Consider the following 18,965-nt stretch of genomic DNA (forward strand, 5'->3'; position numbering starts at 1 on the left):
GTGCGCATGACCGTCAAGTGTTCGAGGGGCGTCACCGACTCCGCCGTGGTCGTGATCGTGCCCGGGGTCGTCATGCTCGCGATCGGCCTGTGGGGGATCGACCGTGGCGGGATGTGGCGCGACGAGGCGGTCACCTTCCAGGTGGCGCGGCGCTCGCTGCCGCAGATCTGGCATCTGCTGCACTCCGTGGACGCGGTGCACGGGCTCTACTACCTCGCGATGCACCCCGTTCTGGCCGTCCACTCCGGCGAGGTCGCGCTGCGTCTGCCCTCGCTCTGCGCGGCGGCCGTGACGGCGAGTCTCGTCGCGGCCCTGGGGGTGCGGCTCGCGCGTCCGCGGGTGGGGCTGTGGGCGGGACTGCTGTACGCGGTGACGCCGATGGTGGGCCACTTCGCCCAGGAGGGCCGGTCGTACGCGTGGGTCGCCGCGGGGGTCGCCGCGTCCACGGTGCTGCTCGTACGGGCGGCGGGGGCCGGCCGGGCGGTGCCGCGCGCCTCCGACGGGGCCCGGTGGTGTAGCTATGGAGGCGTCACCGGGGTCACCGTGCTGCTCCACGAGTTCGCGGTACTGGTGCTGCTCGCGCACGCCCTCACGCTGGCGTCCGCGCGGATGCCCCGGCGGGTGTGGTGGGCGTGGGGGCGGGTCGCCGGGGGCGTGCTGCTCGTGCTGCTGCCGCTGGCGCTGGTCTCCAGCGGTCAGGCGGGGCAGGTGGCGTGGCTCAGGGCTCCCGGCGGCGAGGCGGTCGAAGGGCTCCTGCGGTCGTTCACGGGGTCGACGCCGCTGGTCCTGGGCCCGTATCTGCTCCTGATCGTCCTCGCCCTCGTCCCGCGCACCCGGCCAGCCCGCCGCGGCGGGCTCTCCCTCCCCGCGGTCGCCCTCCCGCTGCTGCTCGTGCCGCCCGCGACCCTCCTCGCGGTCTCACGCCACTGGCCGCTCTTCGACGACCGCTATGTGCTGTACGCGCTCGCGGGCGCGCCCCTGCTGGCGGCGGCGGGCGCGGAACGGGTCGCCGGGGCGGCGGCCCGCCTGTGCGGTCGCCGCGCGCGGTGGTCCCATCCGTACGCCGTCACGGGGCTCGGGGTGTGCGGCGTCGCGCTCGCCTTCGTCGCGCAGCTTCCCGTCCTGCGCGCGGACCGGGACCCCGCCCGCCGCCCCGACAACCTCGCCGCCGTCTCGGCCGCGGCGGCCGAGCGGACGGGCCCCGGCGACCCCGTGCTCTTCCTCCCGGCGCTCGCCAGGCGTGCGGCGGTGGCGTACCCGAAGGGCTTCCGCGCTACGGCGGACATCGCGCTGCGCGAGCCGGGGCCGGTCTCCGGAACCCTCTACGGACGCGAGAGCGGCCCCGGCGAACTGCGCCGCCGGCTCGACGGGCTCGACCGCGTGTGGGTGATCGCCGAGCCGTACGCGCTGCGGCCCGGCTGGTATCCGCCGGACCCCGCCGAACAGGTCAAAATCGCCCTGCTGCGCGCGGAGTTCGCGCCGCGGGCCGAGTCCGTGCGCAAGGGGTCGGTCATACGGCTCTACGTGCGCAGGTCCGCGGCGGCGGGTTCGGGGGCGAGGACTGGGACTGGGACTGGGACTGGCGCGGTCACTCGCAGCCCGGGGTCTCCTGGAGTGCCGCCGCGTCCAGCGCGCCCGTGAGCCGGTCGAGCCGGGTCCGCAGGTCGTCCATCTCGGCCGGCTCGAAGCCCGTCGCGGCGGCGATCCGGCGCGGTACGCGCAGCGCCCGCTCCCGCAGGGCCGCGCCTTCACCGGTGAGCCCGACGACCACGGACCGCTCGTCCAGCGCGCTGCGCTCCCGGCGTACGAGACCGGCCGTCTCCAGTCGCTTCAGCAGCGGCGACAGCGTCCCGGAGTCGAGCCGCAGGTGCTCGCCGACCTTCTTCACGGGCAGGTCCCCGTGCTCCCACAGCACGAGCATGACCAGGTACTGGGGGTAGGTGAGCCCGAGATCCTTCAGGACGACGCGGTACAGGCCCCCGAAGGCGCGCGTGGCGGCGTTCAGCGAGAAACAGATCTGCTGGTCCAGGCGGAGGAAGTCGTCGTCGGGCACGGGCGTCGTGGTCATGCCTCCAGGGTACCGCGGTACGTCATTTAGTTGTGCACAATTTAATTGTGTGCTCTACTTGTGGTTGTCGGCGGCCGGGATCCGAGGCCGCGGGCCCGAATTCGAACCTTTGTGAACCTCTGAGAGGGATGGTTTCCATGGACGCGATCTACACCGCCGTAGCCACCGCCACCCACGGCCGTGACGGCCGCGCCTACAGCTCCGACGGGCAGCTCGACCTGCAGCTCGGTATTCCGACGGAGATGGGCGGCAACGGCCAGGGCACCAACCCTGAGCAGCTGTTCGCCGCCGGGTACTCGGCGTGTTTCGCCAGCGCGCTCGCTCTGGTGGGGCGGGCGGCGAAGGTCGACGTCAGTGATGCGGCGGTGACCGCTGAGGTGGGGATCGGCAAGCAGGGGGAGGGGTTTGCCCTCAAGGTCACCCTGCGGGTGGAGCTGCCGGAGGCCGTCGACGCGGAGACCGGGCGGAAGCTTGTCGAGCAGGCTCACCAGGTGTGCCCTTACTCGAACGCCACGCGGGGGAACGTGCCGGTCGAGCTCGTCGTCGAGTAGGTTTCTCGCCCCCGCCCACCACAGTGGCGTGCCCACCACCGGCAGCAGCCACGCTGTCACCATCAACCGGTCGATCGCGATGTCGGGATGCGCGGCCATGCTCAGGACCCCCGTCGCCGCGGCGCCCACCAGCAGCACCCCGAACGCGGGCCGCGCCCGCAGCGCCCCCCACGCCCCCGCCCCGACCAGCGCCAGGAACAGCGGTTCGGCCAGTTGCCGGCGCAGCCACTCGGTCCAGAAGTTGACCTCCAGACGGAGGAACTCCCGCCAGGGCCGCTCCCGGTCGGGCCGCAGGAAGTGGTCGGTGAGCAGGTCCTGGAGGCTGTCCGACTCCGAGGGGTAGTGGAGGAGCCGGGCGAGCAGGACCGTCCCGACAGCGGCTGCTCCCGTCACCTTCAGCAGCGTCTTCACCGCGTCCCCGGCCGGCCGCCCCGCCCTCCTCCGGTGGACGCCGAGCACACAGCACGCCCCGCCGAGACACACCGCCAGGAACAGTGCCTGCGAGTGCTTCACGGTGAAGAGCAGGGCCAGGGACAGAGCGACCAGAGGGCCCGCCCGCCGCCCGCGCAGCACCAGCGCGCAGCCCCACAGCGCCGCCAGGGTGAGCGCCGTCATCGTGCCCTCGGTCATGGGCCGCATCGCGGTCGCGCCCGTCGGCAGCACGTAGTACAGCGCCTGCCCCGCCAGCGCGGGCCGCACCGGCACGTCCAGCGTGCGCAGGATCAGGAACACCAGTACGCCCCCGGCCGCCGCCACGCACACCCCCGCCGCCCACAGCCCCCACGTCACGCCGAACACCGTGACGAACGGCAGGAGCAGCAGCGGATAACCGGGCCGCACCTCGAAGATCCGCATGAACCGCTCGCTCATGAAGGGTGCCGTCCAGCCGGACGTCTGTCCCGCGTCGAGCCGCCGGCCGACACTCCGGTGGTAGTAGCGGTCGCACTCCGCCCGGATCCCCGGCCCCGGATCGGGGGCACGGAAGCGCCGGACGTCCACGCTGTGGTCGCGCGAGGCCCTCTCGCCCCGGCTCGCGCACACGTACGCGATGCTGCGGTCCGCCGCCCCGGTCTTGTCGGCGCCGCCCAGACTCAGCGCGTACGACAGGTAGTTGCGGCTGTCGGGGGTGTCCCGGCCGGTGACGTTGGCGAGCTGGAGCAGGCCGAACAGGGCGGCGAGGAACAGCACCCACGCGGCGGGGCGGGTCTTCATGAGCGGGTCAGTGCGTCGCTCGGAGCACCGGAAGCCGGCGCGGGAACCACGGGTACCGCCAGGTCCTCGCCGAGCATCAGCGTACGTACGACCCTCTCCGCGGCCCGGCCGTCGTCGTACCCGCGAAACCGGGACCGGAAGGCGGTCCGCAGCCGGGTCGACTCCTCGTCCCGCCACGCGCCCGACGCGAACAGCCGCGCCAGTTCGTCCTCGTCGCGGGTGACATGGCCCGGCGGGCGCTCGGTGACGTCGACGTACGTGCCCCGCGCCGCGAGATAGGTGTCCAGGTCGTAGGTGTGCAGGACGATCGGCCGGTCCAGGTGCGCGTAGTCGAACATCAGGGAGGAGTAGTCCGTGATCAGGGCGTCGGAGGCGAGCAGCAGATCCTCGACGTGCGGTTCGTCGGTGACGTCCAGGAGCAGGCCGCGCGCGGCCAGGTCCCGCAGGCCGAGGCCGCGTTCGTGGTGCTGGGCGAGGGACGGATGCAGACGGACCGCCAGGACGTGGTCGCCGGGCAGCCCGGCGATCAGCCGCTCCAGGTCGCAGTCCGGCGCGTAACCGCCCTGCCGGTGGTCCCGGTTCGTCGGCGCGTACAGGATCAGGGTGCTGTCGGCCGGGACGCCGAGGCGCTGCCGTACGGACTCGCGGCGGCCCTGAGCCGGGCGGACCAGGCAGTCGTTGCGCGGGCTGCCCGAGCGCAGCGAGGTGAAGCCGCAGGGGAAGGCGCGGTCCCAGACCAGTTCGGAGTGCGGGTTCGCGACCAGGCTGTAGTCCCAGCGGTCGGCCCGCAGCAGCATCTTCGGGACGCTGAAACCGCGCCGCGCGCCGGGGTACTTCAGCAGGTCCGCGCCCATCGACTTCACCGGGGTGCCCCGGTGCGTGTGGATGTGGACCGTGCCCTCGCGCTTGACCAGGTCGTTCGCCCAGTTGGCGTTGTTGATCAGGTAGGTGGCGCGGGCCGTGACCCGGCGGTAGGCGCGGCTGCCCGGCAGGACGTGCTCGACGCCCGGCGGCAGCGCGTCCACGTGGTCCTTGCCGACCACCCACACCGACCGGATGTGCGGGGCGAGTTCCTGGGCCTTGTGGTGGATCGCGGCCGGGTCGCCGAGGACACCCCGGTGCGAGAAGGCCGAGTACACCGCGAGGTTCGGGTCGAGCGCGCGGCGCAGGACCAGCCGCCTGTGCAGCGCGAGCAGCATCCTGCGCAGCCGGCGCCGCCAGACCCGCAGGCGCCTGCGCAGCCCGGCACGCTTCACCGAGGCGACCCGGTGCAGGGCGTGGAGGGCGTACGGGGCCCGGGCGAGCAGGGTGAACGACGTCCGCGGGACGTGCGCGCCGAGCCGGTGCCCGGCCGGCCGGTACGCGCGCAGGTCCCGGGCCGCCCGCCGGTGGAACTCGGGACGCGACGACGGCGGTACGCGGTCCGCCTGGCGCAGGATGAAGAGGTAGTGGTCCGCCATGTGGTCGTAGAGGAAACCGCGCCACCGCTCCAGCTCCGGCCGCTCCCCGAGGAACCGGAACAGCCGCTCGTACTGCGCGAACACCTCGAAGTGCTCCCGGCTGGGCGTGCGCATCGCGTTGCCCTGCCGACGCTGGCGGTAGTACACGCAGACCCGGTCGACGAGGGTGATCGTGCGGGCCGTCCACAGCGTCTGGTAGACGATCACCGCGTCCTCGTAGAAGCCGGTGGGGAAGGTGAAGCCGCCCTCGCGGAAGAAGTCGAGGCGGTACGCCTTGTTCCACACGACCGTGAACAGGTCGAGCAGTTCGGGGCGTTCGGCGACCGTGAACACCTCCGGGCCCGGCGCTCCGAACATCGCCGCGTCCCGGTTGCGCTTCACCGTGCCGTACCAGTGGGTGCGCGCGTAGTCGAACAGCACGATGTCCGGCCGGCCGGTGGCGTCGATGCGCTCGGCGATCGCCCGCAGCGTGCCGGGTGTGTAGCTGTCGTCGCTGTCCAGGAAGAGCAGGTACTCGCCGCGTGCCAGCTTCGCGCCGTGGTTGCGGGCCGGGCCGATACCGCCGTTGACGGGCAGGTGCACCGCCACGACCCGCTCGTCGCGGGCCGCGAACTCGTCGATGATCGCCGGGCTGCCGTCGGGGGATCGGTCGTCGACGACGATCAGCTCGAAGTCGCCGTACGACTGGCCGAGGACCGACTCCAGACAGGTGCGCAGGTAGCCCTGCACGTTGTGGACGGGCACGACGATGCTGAAGCGGGGCATGGCACTTCCAGGTCCGGGAACTTGCTGGGGCGCGGGAGCGGGCGAGGGCATCGAGGCGCCCATCAGTGCGCCGGCGTGCGGGGGCGTGCGACGACGGCGGCCGGTACGGGCAGGCGCTCCCGCAGGGGGATCCGGGCCGGCAGCTCCTCCTCGGGCCGGCCGAGCAGCACCCGCCGTACGACCCGCTCGGCGGCCTGTCCGTCGTCGAACTCGCAGAACCGCGCGCGGAAGGCGGACCGCAGGGCGGCGGACCGCTCGTCCGCCCACCGGCCCGACGTGAGGACCTGGATCAGCTCGTCCTGCGTACGGGCGACATGGCCGGGCGGCGCGGCGATCAGGTCGAAGTAGACGCCCCGGGTGTCCCGGTAGACGTCCCAGTCGTCGGCGTACGTGACGATCGGCCGGTCGAGGTTGGCGTAGTCGAACATGATCGACGAGTAGTCCGTGATCAGCGCGTCCGAGGCCAGGCAGACGTCCTCGGTGTCCCGCAGGGACGTCACGTCGATCAGCCGGCCGTCCGCCACCGCCTGCCGCAGACCGGCGTCGCCGTCGAGGAAGTAGTGCGCCCGCAGCAGCACCACGAACCCGTCGCCCAGCTCCGCGCAGAACCGCGCCAGGTCGAACTGCGCCGCCACGTCCCGCGGATAGTCCCGGTAGGTCGGCGCGTACAGCAGTGCCACCCGGTCCTCGGGGATGCCGAGGCGCTCACGGATCGCGGCGACCTCGCCGGGGGCCGCCGTGTAGAAGCGGTCGTTGCGCGGGTAGCCGTACTCCAGGTGGGTGAAGGCGCTCGGGTAGGCGCCCGACCAGACCTCCGTGGAGTGCGCGTTGGAGGACAGGCTGTAGTCCCAGCGGTCCACGCGCCGCATCAGCCTGCCGAAGCTGCCGGTGGCCGCCGCGACGGCCCGGTACTCGATCTGGTCGACGCCCATCCGCTTCAGCGGGGTCCCGTGGTGGGTCTGGACGTGCACGGTGCCGGGGCGCTTGACCACGGCGTGCTCGAAGTTGACGTTGTTGAAGGTGTACTTCGCCCGCGCCATCACCTCCCAGTACCGCCTGCTGCCGATCACCACGCTCTCCACGTCGTCCGGCATGTGCGGCAGTTCCTTCTCCTTCACCAGGAACACCGACCGGATGTGCGGGGCGAGTTCACGTGCCTTGCGGTGGATGGCCGCCGGGTTGCAGGCGTAGCCGCGCCCCCAGTAGGCGGCGAACACGGCCAGGTTCTCGTCCAGCGGCCTGCGCAGATACCACGCGTACGTCAGGGCGCGGCGTCTGCGCAGCGCCGAGCGGCTCGCGTACGCCCTCGCCCGCGCCGTCAGCCGGGCGAGGCCCGGCAGCGTCCGGAACGCCGTGTACGCGCCCCGCCGCAGCAGCCGCTCCCGCACGGTCGCGGCGCGGTGGCCCGCCGGGCGGTACCGGCGGTGCAGCCTGCCCGCGCGGCGGAGGAAGGCCCGGGAGCGGGGGGCGCGGGCCGCCACGTCGAGGACCTCGGCGAAGAGCTGGGTGAAGAGGGCGCGCGCCCGGTCCTCGGGGAGGCCCTGGGCGGCAGCCCGGTCCAGCACCAGCTCGACCTGGTCGAGGAGTTCGGGGGCGGGGGGTTCGGTTCGCGCGCCCGCCGCCGGGCCGCCGACCTGCCTGCGTTCGGGACGCCGTACGCACACCGTGCGCAGTACGGCGGTCGTGCCGGCCGCGAGCGCCACCAGACCGGACTGGCCGAGGTCCGCGTACGGGCCGCCGGGGAAGGTGAGCCCGTGATCGCGGAGGAAGGCGCGGCGGAGGACGGTGGCCCACACCGGCAGCCGTACGTCGGCCGGGTCCCGGTCCTCGAACAGCTCCGCGACCGGCTCGCCCTCCCACCACGGCACGCGCTCGTGGCCGAGGCGCAGGACGTCGATCCCGGCCTCGGCCCCGGTCCCGGACTCACGCAGCCGCGCGTCGATCCCGGCCAGCGACCCCGGCGTCAGCACGTCACCCGCGTCCAGGAGCAGCACGTAGGTCCCGGTGGCCGCCCGCAGTCCGGCCTCGCGGCCTCCGGTGACCGGGACGAGGCGGGAGTCCCGCTCGGCGTACTCGGCGACGAGGGCGCCCGCGGGCGCGTCCGGGTCCGGGCAGGCCACGATCAGCTCGAAGTCGGTGAAGGACTGGCCGAGCACCGGATCGAGGGTCGTGGGGAGCCGCCCCGCGACGTCGTGAACGGTGACGATGATGCTGAAGCGGGGCAAGGGGACATCCATGGGTCGGCTCGGGTCGGCTCGGTCGGGTCGGCTCGGGTGTACTGGCGGGGAACGGCCGATATGCGGGGGTCAGGGTGTGTCGACGGCGGGGACGGGGGCTCCGGGGGCCGCGACCGGGGTGAGGGCGGCGGCGGGGGTCCGGGAAGCCGCGGACGGTACCGGGCGGCGTTCGGACGGGGGGATCACCGCGGGCAGGCCGGCCGTCTCGCCGAGGACGACCCGGCGTACGACCCGCTCGGCGGCCCGCCCGTCGTCGTAGGGGCAGAACCGCTCCCGGAAGGCGGCCCGCAGCTGCGCGGAGCGCGAACCGCGCCAGTGGCCGGTGGCGAAGATGTCGATCAGCTCGTCCTCGGAGCGGGCGATCGCACCCGGCGGGAAGGCCCGCAGGTCGAAGTAGGTCCCGCGGGCGGCCTCGTACGCCTCGGGGTCGTCCGAGAGGATCACGATCGGCCGGTCGAGGCCCGCGTAGTCGAACATCAGCGACGAGTAGTCCGTGACCAGCGCGTCCGAGGCGAGGCAGAGCGACTCGACGCTCGGATGGTCGCTCACGTCGATCAGCCGGCCGTCGCTCCGGGCCAGCGGGGCCCCGTACGAGGGGTGCGCGCGGGTCAGCAGGACGAACCGCGGGCCGAGCCGGCGCAGCACCCGCTCCAGGTCGAGCGCGGTGCGCTGGGTGCGGCGGTAGTCGCGGTGCGTCGGCGCGTACAGGACGGCGACCGTGCCCTGCGGGATGCCGAGCGACTCGCGCAGCCGGGCCACCTCCGCCGAAGTGGCCCTCTGGAAGACGTCGTTACGGGGCTGGCCGTACTCCAGCATCGTGTACGCGGCCGGGAAGACGCGCTCCCAGACGAGCGTGGAGTGGCGGTTGCCGGACAGGCAGTAGTCCCACCGGTCGGCGTCGCGCAGCATCTCGGCGAAGTCGGTGCCCCGCGCCGCCGCCGGCCGCTCCTGGAGGTCCAGGCCCATGTGCTTGAGCGGCGTGCCGGCCTGTGTCTGGATCAGGATCTGGCCCGACCGCTTGACCAGCCCGCGGTCGAAACCGGCGTTGCCGACGACGTACTTGGACCGGGCCAGCGCCGTCCAGTACGCGGCGGACCCCGGCGTCAGCCGGCGCGTCCCCGTCGGGATCGTGTGGTGGAAGCCCGGACCCGCGACCCACGCGGTGCGCATCCCCGGGGCGTGCGTGCGGAACGCGGCCTCCAGCGCCCCCGGATTGCAGCCGTGGCCGCGCCCGCCCCGGCCCGCGAACACGGCGAGGTCGGCCCGCACGGGCAGCAGGCGCTGGACGCCGTAGTGCAGCCGCAGCGCGGCCGTCCGGACCCCGCGGGCCAGCGCCCCGGCGAGCCGCGCGGCACGCCGCTTCAGCCGCGTCGCCGTCCACAGGGCGCGGTAGGTGCGATGGCTGCCGAAGCGCACGAGGGTGTGCCGCAGCCGGTTGCCGGGCGGGACACCGGCGTCGCGTACGCGATAGCGGGCGTAGTGGGCGCGCGCCTTGCGCAGGAACGCGGCGCGCGAACCCCGCGGCAGCCGGTCGCGCTTGAGGAACACGGCCGACAGATGGTCGACCATCCGCCGGAACAGGACCGGCCGCCAGCGCGCCAGCTCGGGGTGCGCGTCGAGGTGGGCGAAGACCCGGTCGTACTGGTCGAAGATGTCGAAGTGCCTGGCGCTCGTCGTGCCGAGGATGTTCCCCTGCCGCCGCTGCCGGTAGTGGACACAGACCCGGTCGAGCGTCGCGATGGTCTGGGCGGCCATCAGGACCGGGTACGTCCAGGGCGTGTCCTCGTAGTAGCCGGGCGGGAACGCGAACTGCTCCCGCTCGACGAACTCCCGGCGGTACGCCTTGTTCCACACGACCATGAGGACGTCCAGCAGCCCCGGCCGGTCGTCGAGGGAGAACGGCGCCGGGCCCTCCTCGTGGAGCTGCCCCGCCCGTACGTTGCGGACCGTCTCGCCCGACCAGAAGGTGCGCGCGTAGTCGTAGACCAGGACGTCCGGATCGCCGGTCTCCTTGATGCGGTCGGCGATGTCCCGCAGCGCGTGCGGGGTGAGGGTGTCGTCGCCGTCCAGGAAGATCAGATAGTCGCCGGTCGCGGCCCGCATCCCCGCGTTGCGGGCCCGGCCGAGGCCCACGTTCTCCTTGAGGTGGACCGCCCTCACCCGCGCGTCACGGGCCGCGAACTCGTCCGCGATCGCCCCGCAGGCATCCGGTGAACAGTCGTCGACAGCGATCAACTCCAGGTCGCTGAACGACTGTTCCAGGACCGATGCCATGCACTCGTGCAGATACGCCTGGACCTGGTACGCGGGGACGATGACACTGAACCGGGGCAAGGGACATCCATGGGTCGGCGCGGCCATATTGCCCGGCAACGGCCGAAGGGGTTACGGGGTTACGCCGAATGCGGCATGTGGGGGACCCCCCGGGCGACGCGAAGGGGCGGACCGTCACCGGCCCGCCCCTCAACTCGCTTGCTGCGACGCCTACTTCACGGCGCCCGCCATGACGCCCGACACGAACTGCCGCTGGAACGCGAAGAACACGGCCAGCGGGATCACCATCGAGATGAACGCGCCCGGTGCGAGCGTCTCGATGTTGCCGGAGAACTGCCGGGTCTGCTCGGTCAGCGCCACCGTCAGCGGCCGGGAACCGGAGTCCGAGAAGATCAGCGCCACCAGCATGTCGTTCCACACCCACAGGAACTGGAAGATGCCCAGCGAGGCGATCGCGGGAGCGCCGAGCGGCATGATCACCGTCGCGAACAGCCGGGCCTCGCCCGCCCCGTCGAGCCGTGCCGCCTCCAGGAGTTCCCGGGGGATCTCCGCGAAGAAGTTGCGCAGCAGGAAGATCGCGAACGGCAGGCCGAAGCCCACGTGGAAGAGGACCACGCCGATGACGCTGCCGAAGATCCCCAGGTCGCCGAAGAGGTCGGCCAGCGGGATCAGGGCGATCTGGATGGGCACCACCAGCAGCGCCACCACGGCCACGAACCACCAGTCGCGGCCCTTGAAGTCCATCCAGGCGAAGGCGTACCCGGCCATCGCGCCGATCACGACGACCAGGACGGTGGCCGGCACCGTGATGTACACCGTGTTCAGCAGGGAGTCGGTGATCTCCTCCTTGCCGAGCAGCGTCGAGTAGCTCTCGGTGGTGAGCTGGGACGGCTTGCTGAAGACCTCCCACCAGCCGGAGGCGGCGATGTCGGTCGGGTCCCGGAACGACGACGCGAGCAGCCCCACCGTCGGTGTCACCCACAGCAGCGCGACCAGGATCAGGAAGACCCGCATCGCACCGCCGCCCGCGGTGCTCGCGAGCCGGGAGGCCACCGAACGCCTCGGCGGACCGGAGGCGTCCAGGGCCACGGACGGGTCCCCGGAGCTCCCGGGGCCCCCGGCGTCCCCGGAATCCCCGGGTCCCTTCAGAGGTACGGAGGATGTGGTCACCGTCGACGCTCCTTCCGCAGCCGGCGGATATTGACGATCATCACCGGCATCACGAGCAGCAGCAGGACGATGCCGATCGCACTGCCGAGCCCCTGGTTGTTGCCGCCGCCGAAGGACGCGTTGACCAGTTGCAGGGCCAGCACGTTGGCCTCGTCCTTGCTGGGCTGCGGGGCGATGATGAAGACCAGGTCGAAGATCTTCATCACGTTGATCATCAGGGTGATCAGGACGACGACGAGGACCGGCGCGAGCAGCGGGACCGTGACCCGGCGGAACACCTGCCACTCGTTGGCCCCGTCGACCCGGGCCGCCTCCAGCAGATTGCGGTCCACCCCGGCCAGCCCCGCCGCGATGAGCACCATCGCGAAACCCGCCCACATCCAGGCGTACGAACCGATGATGGCCGGCGTGACCAGGCTCGGGCCCAGCCAGTCGACGCCGTTGTAGGGCTCGGCGAAGTTCGAGGACGGCAGCCGCAGTTGCGCGCCCGCGGCGGACGCCGGCAGCGTGAACGTACCGTCGTCGCCGGCCTTCGCCGAGGCCACCACCTTGCCGTCCTTGACCGCCTCGACCTTGATGCCCGGCAGCGCCTTCTCGCCCGGATCGACGGCGCCCTTCGTACCGCCGCCGCCCAGCTTGAAGTCCAGCCAGACCGTGCCGGACACCCCGTCGCCCGAGGTCTTCGCGGCCTTGGCGTCCCCGGGACCGCCCGGCACCTTGTCGGGCGCGATACCCACCAGCGGCACCAGGACCGGCGACCCCGCGGCCACCGTGCCCGTCGAGGTGAACCCACCCCCGCCGGACGCCTTGAGGTCGCTCTCGGTGGACGGGCGCGCCTTCGGATAGACCGACGACTCGGCGAACGTGTCGTGCACGCCCACCAGCACGGCGTTCGCCACGCCCTGGTTGGGGTCCGCCTCGTACACGAGCCGGAAGATGATGCCCGCGGCGAGCATGGAGATCGCCATCGGCATGAAGATGACGAGCTTGAACGCCGTCGACCAGCGCACCCGCTCGGTCAGCACGGCGAAGATCAGACCGAGCCCGGTCACCAGCGCCGGGGCGACCGCGACCCAGATCGCGGTGTTCTTGACCGCCGTGAACGTGGCGTCGTCACGGAACAGGTCCCCGTAGTTGCCGAGACCCACGAAGCCCGAACCGTCGGCGTCGTACAGACTGCGCCAGACCGAGTACCCGATCGGGTAGACCACGAGCGCGCCGAGCAGCACGACCGCCGGCAGCAGGAACAGCCCCGCCACCCACCACCGCGTACCGAGCACACTCTTGCGTTTGCCGACGGGGGGCACCGGGTTCGCCGGGCCCCCCGCCGTCGCGAGTTGCGACGACATCGGCGGCCGTCAGCCCTTGTAGGCCTTGGCGGCGGCCGTCTCCAGCTGTTTCTGCGCACCCGCGACGTCCGAAGGCGTCTTCAGGAAGTCCTGCAGCGCCTTCCACTCGCCCGTGCCCTCGGTACCGCCGAAGGCGGCCGGCGCCTGGTCGGACATGTCGAAGCGGAAGGAGTCGCCCGCCTTCAGCAGGGCCTTGCCGATGTCCCGCGCCACGTCGTCCTTGTACTTGTCCGCGTTCATCTCCCGGTTGGGGGAGATGAAGCCGCCCTGCGCCGCCCAGATCTCGGCCGCGTCGGTGGAGGCCAGGAAGGTCAGCAGGGCCTGCGAGCCCTTGTCGTCCTTCAGCGCGACCGCCACGTCACCGCCGCTGACCACCGGCGACGCGTCGCCGACCGCCGGGAACGGGAACACCTTGGCGTCCGTGCCGATCTCGGCCTTCGTGTCGGCGTTGATGTTCGCCGCGACGAAGTCGCCCTCGAAGACCATCCCCGCCGGGGTGTCACCGGAGAAGGTGTTCGTCACCGACTTCGGGAACTCGGTGCGCAGCGCGCCCGCGTTACCGCCCGCGATCAGGTCGTTCTTGCCCCACAGCTGGGCCAGCGTGGTCAGAGCCTCCTTGACCGACGGATCCGTCCACTTGATCTCGTGCTTGGCCAGCTGGTCGTACTTCTCCGGGCCCGCCTGCGAGAGGTAGACGTTCTCGAACCAGTCGGTGAGGGTCCAGCCGTCCTGTCCGCTGATGGACACCGCGGGCGAACCCGCGTCCGACAGGGTCTGCGCGGTCTGCAGGAACTCGTCCCAGCTCTTGGGCTCCTCGGAGATGCCCGCCGCCTCGAATGCCGCCGTGTTGTACCAGACCAGCGACTTGTTGGCGGCCTTCGCGTAGACGCCGTACTGCTTGCCCTCGTACGCGCCGAGGTCCTGCCAGCCCTTGGAGAAGTTCTTGTCGAGCTGCGCCTTCGCCTCGGCGCCCATCGGCTTGACCCAGCCCTTCTGGGCGAACTGGTGGAGCACACCGACCTGCGGGAGGAACGCCACGTTCGGCGGCTTGCCACCCTCGATCTTCGTGCCGAGGAACGTGGAGGTGTTGTTGCCGGTCGGTACGTAACTGACCTCGGCGCCCGTCCGCTTCTCGAACTCGTCCAGGACCGCGGTGAAGTTGTCCTGCTCGGGCCCGGTCCACACGGCCGCGACCTCAAGCTTCTGGCCGTCGAGCTTGGGGAGTTGAACGCTGGAAGCGGCGCTGCTGCCGTTGTCGCCGCCGTCGTCCTTCTTGTCGTCGTCACCGCCGCATGCCGTGAGCGTGAGTGCCATCGCCCCCGCGACGACGGCCGCCGCGGCCTTCGCGGCTCCGCTCCTCCTGTGCGACCTGCTGATCCGAAGAGTGCTGCTGCGCATGGTGTGCCCCGTTCTCCGTCGAACGTCCGAGGTCCTGCCCGTGCGCTCTTGGTCTACGCCCGTCCGCTCGGCGTCGGCAAGGGCGCCTGCGCTGTCAAGGGGGTGATCGTGACCGCGTCGTGACGGTGTGGGCGGTTCCCACCACGGGGCTCCGCCCCGGACCCCCGGCCGCGTCGCCGGGTGCGGCCGGGCGGAGCCCGGGTGCGCAGTTCCCCGCGCCCCTGGGCCCCTCGGGGTGGGCGTGAGTTGCGAGTGCGGCCCGGGCAGGGCTGGAGTGCGCGGTTCCTCGCGCCCCTGGGGGGTCAGCCCGTCCGGCGTTTGAGGACGAGCGCGTTCAGCGCGATGAGGGGGGCTGGGGGCGCAGCCCCCAGGGAAAGGGGTGGCTACAGAAGCGAGGGGACCTCTGCCGCCGAGACCGAGCGCGACGCCCGGTCCAGCGCGCTGGCCAGGAGCGCCAGGTCCGTCGGCCCGTTGCCCAGTTCACGCACGGGCCGCCGCGCGGGCGGATCCCCCATCCGCGCCCACTCGAGCGGCACGACCGTCGGCCGCAGCGTCGCCGTACGGGGAATGCGCCCCGTGACCCGCCCGCCCTGGAACGGCACGGACCGCCCGCCCGGCCCCGCCGCCCGGAGCCTGCCCCGCCCCGGAGACGGCTCCTCCGCCCCCACCCCCGGCGCTTCGAGCACCACCCGCAGTCCGGCCCGCCGCGCCAGCTCCGTCTCGTCCGTACGGACCCCGCCCCCGGTGGCCGCCACCAGGTGCACCCCGAGCCGCTCACCGTCGCGGGCCACCCCTTCCAGGGCCCGTACGACGGACCCGGCCGCCGGGCGCCCGGGGGACCCCAGCGCGGGGGACAGCAGTGCGTCCAGGTCGTCGACGACCACGACGAGCCGCGGCAGCGGGGGCCCCGCGTCCGGCCGGGGCCGAGCCGCGGCGGGCCGCAGCCGCAGCGTCGAACCGGACATCGTGTCGATGTCCCCGGCACCGGCTGCGCCGGCTCCACCGGATGAACCGGACGGCCCGGCCGCCCCGGACGCGGAACCCGCAGACCGCTGCGCCACGACCCGCCCCGGCCCCTCCCGCCCGGCGTGCCACTCCGTGAAGTCGAGGCGCCCGAGCAACTCGGCCCGCCGCTTCAGCTCGGCGGACAGGGACTGCGCGAACTCCCGCATACGTACGGGATCGTGGGCGCCCAGATGCGTCGTGACATGAGGCAGATCCGTACACACCTGCAGCCCGTCCCCGCGCCCCGCCGAACCACCGGAACCCGTGCCGTCCCGCCCGTCGACCAGCACGATCCCCAGCCGGTCGGGCCGCTCCGCGGCGGCGAGCGACGCGGCGAGCGAACGCAGCAGCTCCGTACGCCCGCTGCCCGAGGGCCCCTCGATCAGCAGATGCGGGCCCTCGCCCACGAGATCCACGCAGACGGGGCCGCGCGGCCCGGCGCCGAGCACGGCCGTGGCCCGGCCCCCGACCGCCTCCGGGTCGTCGGCCGCGTCCGCCCAACGCGCCATCAGGGACGCCGGGGTCGCCCGCGCCAGCCCCAACTCGTCCAGCAGCCGTGCCGCCTGCGGCAGCGGCGCGGACACGCGGGTGTGCCGCTCACCGGCCCCGCCCTCCGCGCGCAACGGCGCAAGTGCCCGGGCGAAGCGCTCGGCCCACGCCATGGAGACGGCGTCCACCGCGGCGACCGTGCCATGTCCGACCGGCCCGCCGGAGGAAGCCGGAGAGCCCGACGAGCCGTGGGTCTGGGTCGCGGGCGCCACGCGCAGCAGCCGCAGGGCCGTCGCCACGTCACCGCTGAGCAGCGCGACAGCCCCGCACTCGCGGAACGCGGGCGACACCGCGCAGGCCTCCTCGTACGTGTCGATCACGGGCGAGGAGGGTGACGCGGCCGGTGTCTCGGCGAGGCAGATGACATGGATGCCCACCTGGGGCCCCTCGGCCGCGAGCCGTGACACCGCTTCCCGCACACCGGCCGACCCGGGGTCTCCGTCCACCACGACGACGGTGCGGGGACCGGACCACCCGGCCTGGGACGGGTCGTCCGGCCGCGCCCAGGAAGGCCGTCCGGACCTTCCCCGCGGCTCGCCGCCCTGGGTGCCGCTGCGGGGGAGTCCGAGGTGGGTGGCGTGGGCGTCGCGGGCGAGGGGACGGCTTCCGGGGGCGGGCGCGCCGGACGCGTCCTGGCCGGGTGCCGCCCCGGCGTCCGCCGGGTTCCTCGGGCGCGGCGCGAAGGCCCCGCTGTCGTCCGGCGAGCCCGCGCCGGAGCGGGATCCGTGACCCCGCTCGGCGGCCCGCCCGGTCTCGGTCAGGTGGTCCTCCAGGCGCCGGACCAGTTCCTCCGTGCGGGCCGTCGCCTGTTCGCGGTCGTAGGCGAGCAGCAGGCGGCAGTCCTGGCCGTGGGTGGGGCGCAGATGGGGCAGCCAGCCGAGCCACGACCACTCGGCGACGCGCTCCTCCAGGGAACGCGCGCGATCCGTGCTGAGGAGGGTGATCTCCAGGGAGTCGGGGGAGTGCAGCGCGGCGAGCTGGGCCACCACCGCGCGCGCGAGTCCCGACAGGCGCTCGCGCGGTCCGGCCAGGCCCAGCGCCCCGACCTCGCGCAGCCCGGCGGTCACCGGGACCGCGGACAGCAGTCCGGAGCCGTCGGGGGTGCTCCGGTCCGCCGTGCCCAGCCGGACCGTGAGGGTCTCCTGATGGCCCGGTCCGCGCTCCCACAGCCGGGGTCCCGGTCCGAGCGCCGCCAGCAGCAGCGCGGCCGGATCGGGCCACCGCTCGGGCGAGGGCACGCCCAGGGCGACGGGCTCGGCGAAGGGCGCCTCGTACGAGTCGTACGGGTCGTATCCGGCCGCGTCGCCGTCCTGGTCCTCGCTCCGCGACCCCGCCAGCCGGCGGGCCCACGCGGAGAGGCCGCGCTTGCGCGCGGTGCGCGGCACGGACGTCCCCCGGAGGGGAGTGCCCTTCCGCTTGCCCTCACCCGGTCCCTGGACATCGGCGCCGGGGTCGTCCTCGTACGGCTCCCCGGAGTCCCCGTACCCGACCCCGTACCCGACCCCGCCCCCGTACTCGCCCCCGTACCCGGCTCCGTCCCCCGGTTCTCCGTACTCGGCGCGGTCCCCGGCGTCCCTGCGCTCGGATCCGGGTGCCGTGCCCTGGCCCGGCACCACGTGCGGGCCCGTCGGCAGGTGCCCCTGGGAGCCCGGGGCGCCACCGCCGGAGGCGCCCCACCCGGCCGTGCCGTAACCGTGATGGGTCTCGGAGGCCGGCGGTACGACGCCCGAGCGGGAAGCGCCGGTGCCCCGGGCGTCTCCCGAGCTTCCGGAGCCCCGGGATCCCCCGGCGGAGTCCTCTCCGCGCGCCCGGGGCACCCTCGCGCCCCTGGCGCCCGCGTCGGTCCGGGACGCGGCCGGCGACTCGGATCGGGACGAAGCTCCGGAACCGGACTCCGCCGCCCCACCAGAAACGGCCGAATCTCGCCCCTGCCTCTGCCCCCGCGCCTCCGCCCGTCCCTGCTCCTGTCCCCGCGCCCGCCTCTGTCCTTCGGCCGCTCCGGACCCTCCGGCGCGCCCGGGGCTCGTCGAATATCCGGCTTCTCCGGGGGCACCCCCCGCTTGCCCCGGCCGTCCCCGGCCGGGGGCCCCGGCCCCCGTCGGCACCACTCGTACATGCCCCTCGCCGTCCGGCGCGGTCTCCAGGATGTCGGCCGGCTCGCCCGCGGGGGCCAGCAGCAGGGCCGACTCGCCCACCCGCAGCAGCGCGCCCGGCGCGAAGCGCACCGGGCGCTCCCCCACGCGCCTGCCGTCCAGCACCGTGCCGTTCGTGGAGCCCAGGTCCGCCACCGAGACCTGGCCGTCCGCCTCGACCGTCACGGCGCAGTGCAGCCGGGAGACGTCCGGGTCGTCCAGCGGTACGTCGGCGTCGGCGGAGCGGCCGATCTCGATCCGGCCGCCGTGCAGCAGATGGACGCCCCCGGCGTCGGGCCCGGCGACCACCCGCAGCTGCGCCGCCGCGGGATCGACATCGGGACCGGGCTGCGCGGGGGACCCCAGGGACAGCACGGCGCCGTCCATCAGGGGAGGCTCACCCAGCGTGCAGCGCTGTGCGTCGAGCCGCTCCGCCTCCGCGTACAGCACCCCGGGGCCCTCGCCCCCGACCGCCGAGGCGAGCCCGGAGGCCACCGCCGCGAGCGCGGTCCCCGCGGGTGCCGTGACCAGCACGTCGCAGGACGCGGGGCGTCCGTCGGGGCGCGTCCCCAGCGGGTCTACGACGGTCAGCCGGATCTGCATCGCCGTCAGCGGTCCCTTCTGTCGCGGGCGCCCGCGACGGGGCTCTCCCACGGTCCCCACCGCGGATTCCCCCACCGCGCACGGGCACGTCGGCCAGTACGGAAAGCATCCTCGCACTTGATACTGACAACACGCCCGTACTCCGCCAGCAAGTGATCTTGATTGGTCGGCTCTGCCCGCAAAAGTGCCTGA

The 18,965-nt window shown here is 73.5% G+C and carries 10 protein-coding genes and 1 pseudogene; 2 read left to right on the top strand and 9 right to left on the bottom strand.

Features of this window, described 5'->3' with window-relative positions; genetic code table 11:
* Positions 1 to 6: 6 nt before the first annotated feature.
* Entirely contained in the window at positions 7 to 1,641 is a 1,635-nt protein-coding gene (locus K3769_RS26400; RefSeq protein ID WP_267028777.1) for a glycosyltransferase family 39 protein, read from the top strand.
* Here the strand turns inward: K3769_RS26400 and K3769_RS26405 are convergent.
* Entirely contained in the window at positions 1,589 to 2,068 is a 480-nt protein-coding gene (locus K3769_RS26405) for a MarR family winged helix-turn-helix transcriptional regulator (RefSeq protein WP_267028778.1), read from the bottom strand. The two genes, K3769_RS26400 and K3769_RS26405, sit on opposite strands and share 53 nt — an antisense overlap.
* Positions 2,069 to 2,205: 137 nt before the next feature.
* Between K3769_RS26405 and K3769_RS26410 the strand changes: the two genes are divergently transcribed.
* The gene (locus tag K3769_RS26410; protein ID WP_267031556.1) at positions 2,206 to 2,619 is read left to right on the top strand and encodes an organic hydroperoxide resistance protein; all 414 of its coding nucleotides are present in this window, start codon (positions 2,206 to 2,208) and stop codon (positions 2,617 to 2,619) included.
* Between the two features lie 21 nt (positions 2,620 to 2,640).
* Here the strand turns inward: K3769_RS26410 and K3769_RS26415 are convergent.
* The 8 genes and pseudogenes from K3769_RS26415 to K3769_RS26450 all read right to left on the bottom strand — a co-directional run.
* Positions 2,641 to 3,831 (bottom strand): annotated as a pseudogene (locus tag K3769_RS26415) (hypothetical protein); the annotation flags it as partial.
* Complete coding sequence (locus K3769_RS26420) at positions 3,828 to 6,056, bottom strand: bifunctional glycosyltransferase/CDP-glycerol:glycerophosphate glycerophosphotransferase (RefSeq protein ID WP_267028779.1); 2,229 nt, start codon at positions 6,054 to 6,056, stop codon at positions 3,828 to 3,830. The pseudogene K3769_RS26415 and the gene K3769_RS26420, both read right to left, overlap by 4 nt.
* A 62-nt stretch (positions 6,057 to 6,118) precedes the next feature.
* Entirely contained in the window at positions 6,119 to 8,281 is a 2,163-nt protein-coding gene (locus K3769_RS26425) for a bifunctional glycosyltransferase/CDP-glycerol:glycerophosphate glycerophosphotransferase (RefSeq protein ID WP_267028780.1), read from the bottom strand.
* An 81-nt stretch (positions 8,282 to 8,362) separates the two neighbouring features.
* On the bottom strand, positions 8,363 to 10,627 hold the full coding sequence (locus tag K3769_RS26430) for a bifunctional glycosyltransferase/CDP-glycerol:glycerophosphate glycerophosphotransferase (RefSeq protein ID WP_267028781.1): 2,265 nt from the start codon (positions 10,625 to 10,627) through the stop codon (positions 8,363 to 8,365).
* 150 nt (positions 10,628 to 10,777) lie between these two features.
* On the bottom strand, positions 10,778 to 11,581 hold the full coding sequence (locus K3769_RS26435; RefSeq protein WP_267031557.1) for a carbohydrate ABC transporter permease: 804 nt from the start codon (positions 11,579 to 11,581) through the stop codon (positions 10,778 to 10,780).
* A gap of 152 nt (positions 11,582 to 11,733) precedes the next feature.
* Positions 11,734 to 13,086 carry a carbohydrate ABC transporter permease gene (locus K3769_RS26440; protein ID WP_267028782.1) on the bottom strand — a complete coding sequence of 451 codons (1,353 nt, stop codon included), beginning with the start codon at positions 13,084 to 13,086 and terminating at the stop codon, positions 11,734 to 11,736.
* Between the two features lie 9 nt (positions 13,087 to 13,095).
* Positions 13,096 to 14,484 carry an ABC transporter substrate-binding protein gene (locus K3769_RS26445; protein ID WP_267028783.1) on the bottom strand — a complete coding sequence of 463 codons (1,389 nt, stop codon included), beginning with the start codon at positions 14,482 to 14,484 and terminating at the stop codon, positions 13,096 to 13,098.
* Positions 14,485 to 14,867: 383 nt separating this feature from the next.
* Positions 14,868 to 18,773 (bottom strand): FHA domain-containing protein, encoded by a 3,906-nt coding sequence (locus K3769_RS26450; protein ID WP_267028784.1) that lies wholly within the window; start codon positions 18,771 to 18,773, stop codon positions 14,868 to 14,870.
* Positions 18,774 to 18,965 lie beyond the last annotated feature (192 nt).

The organism is Streptomyces ortus (assembly GCF_026341275.1).
GTDB lineage: Bacteria > Actinomycetota > Actinomycetes > Streptomycetales > Streptomycetaceae > Streptomyces > Streptomyces ortus.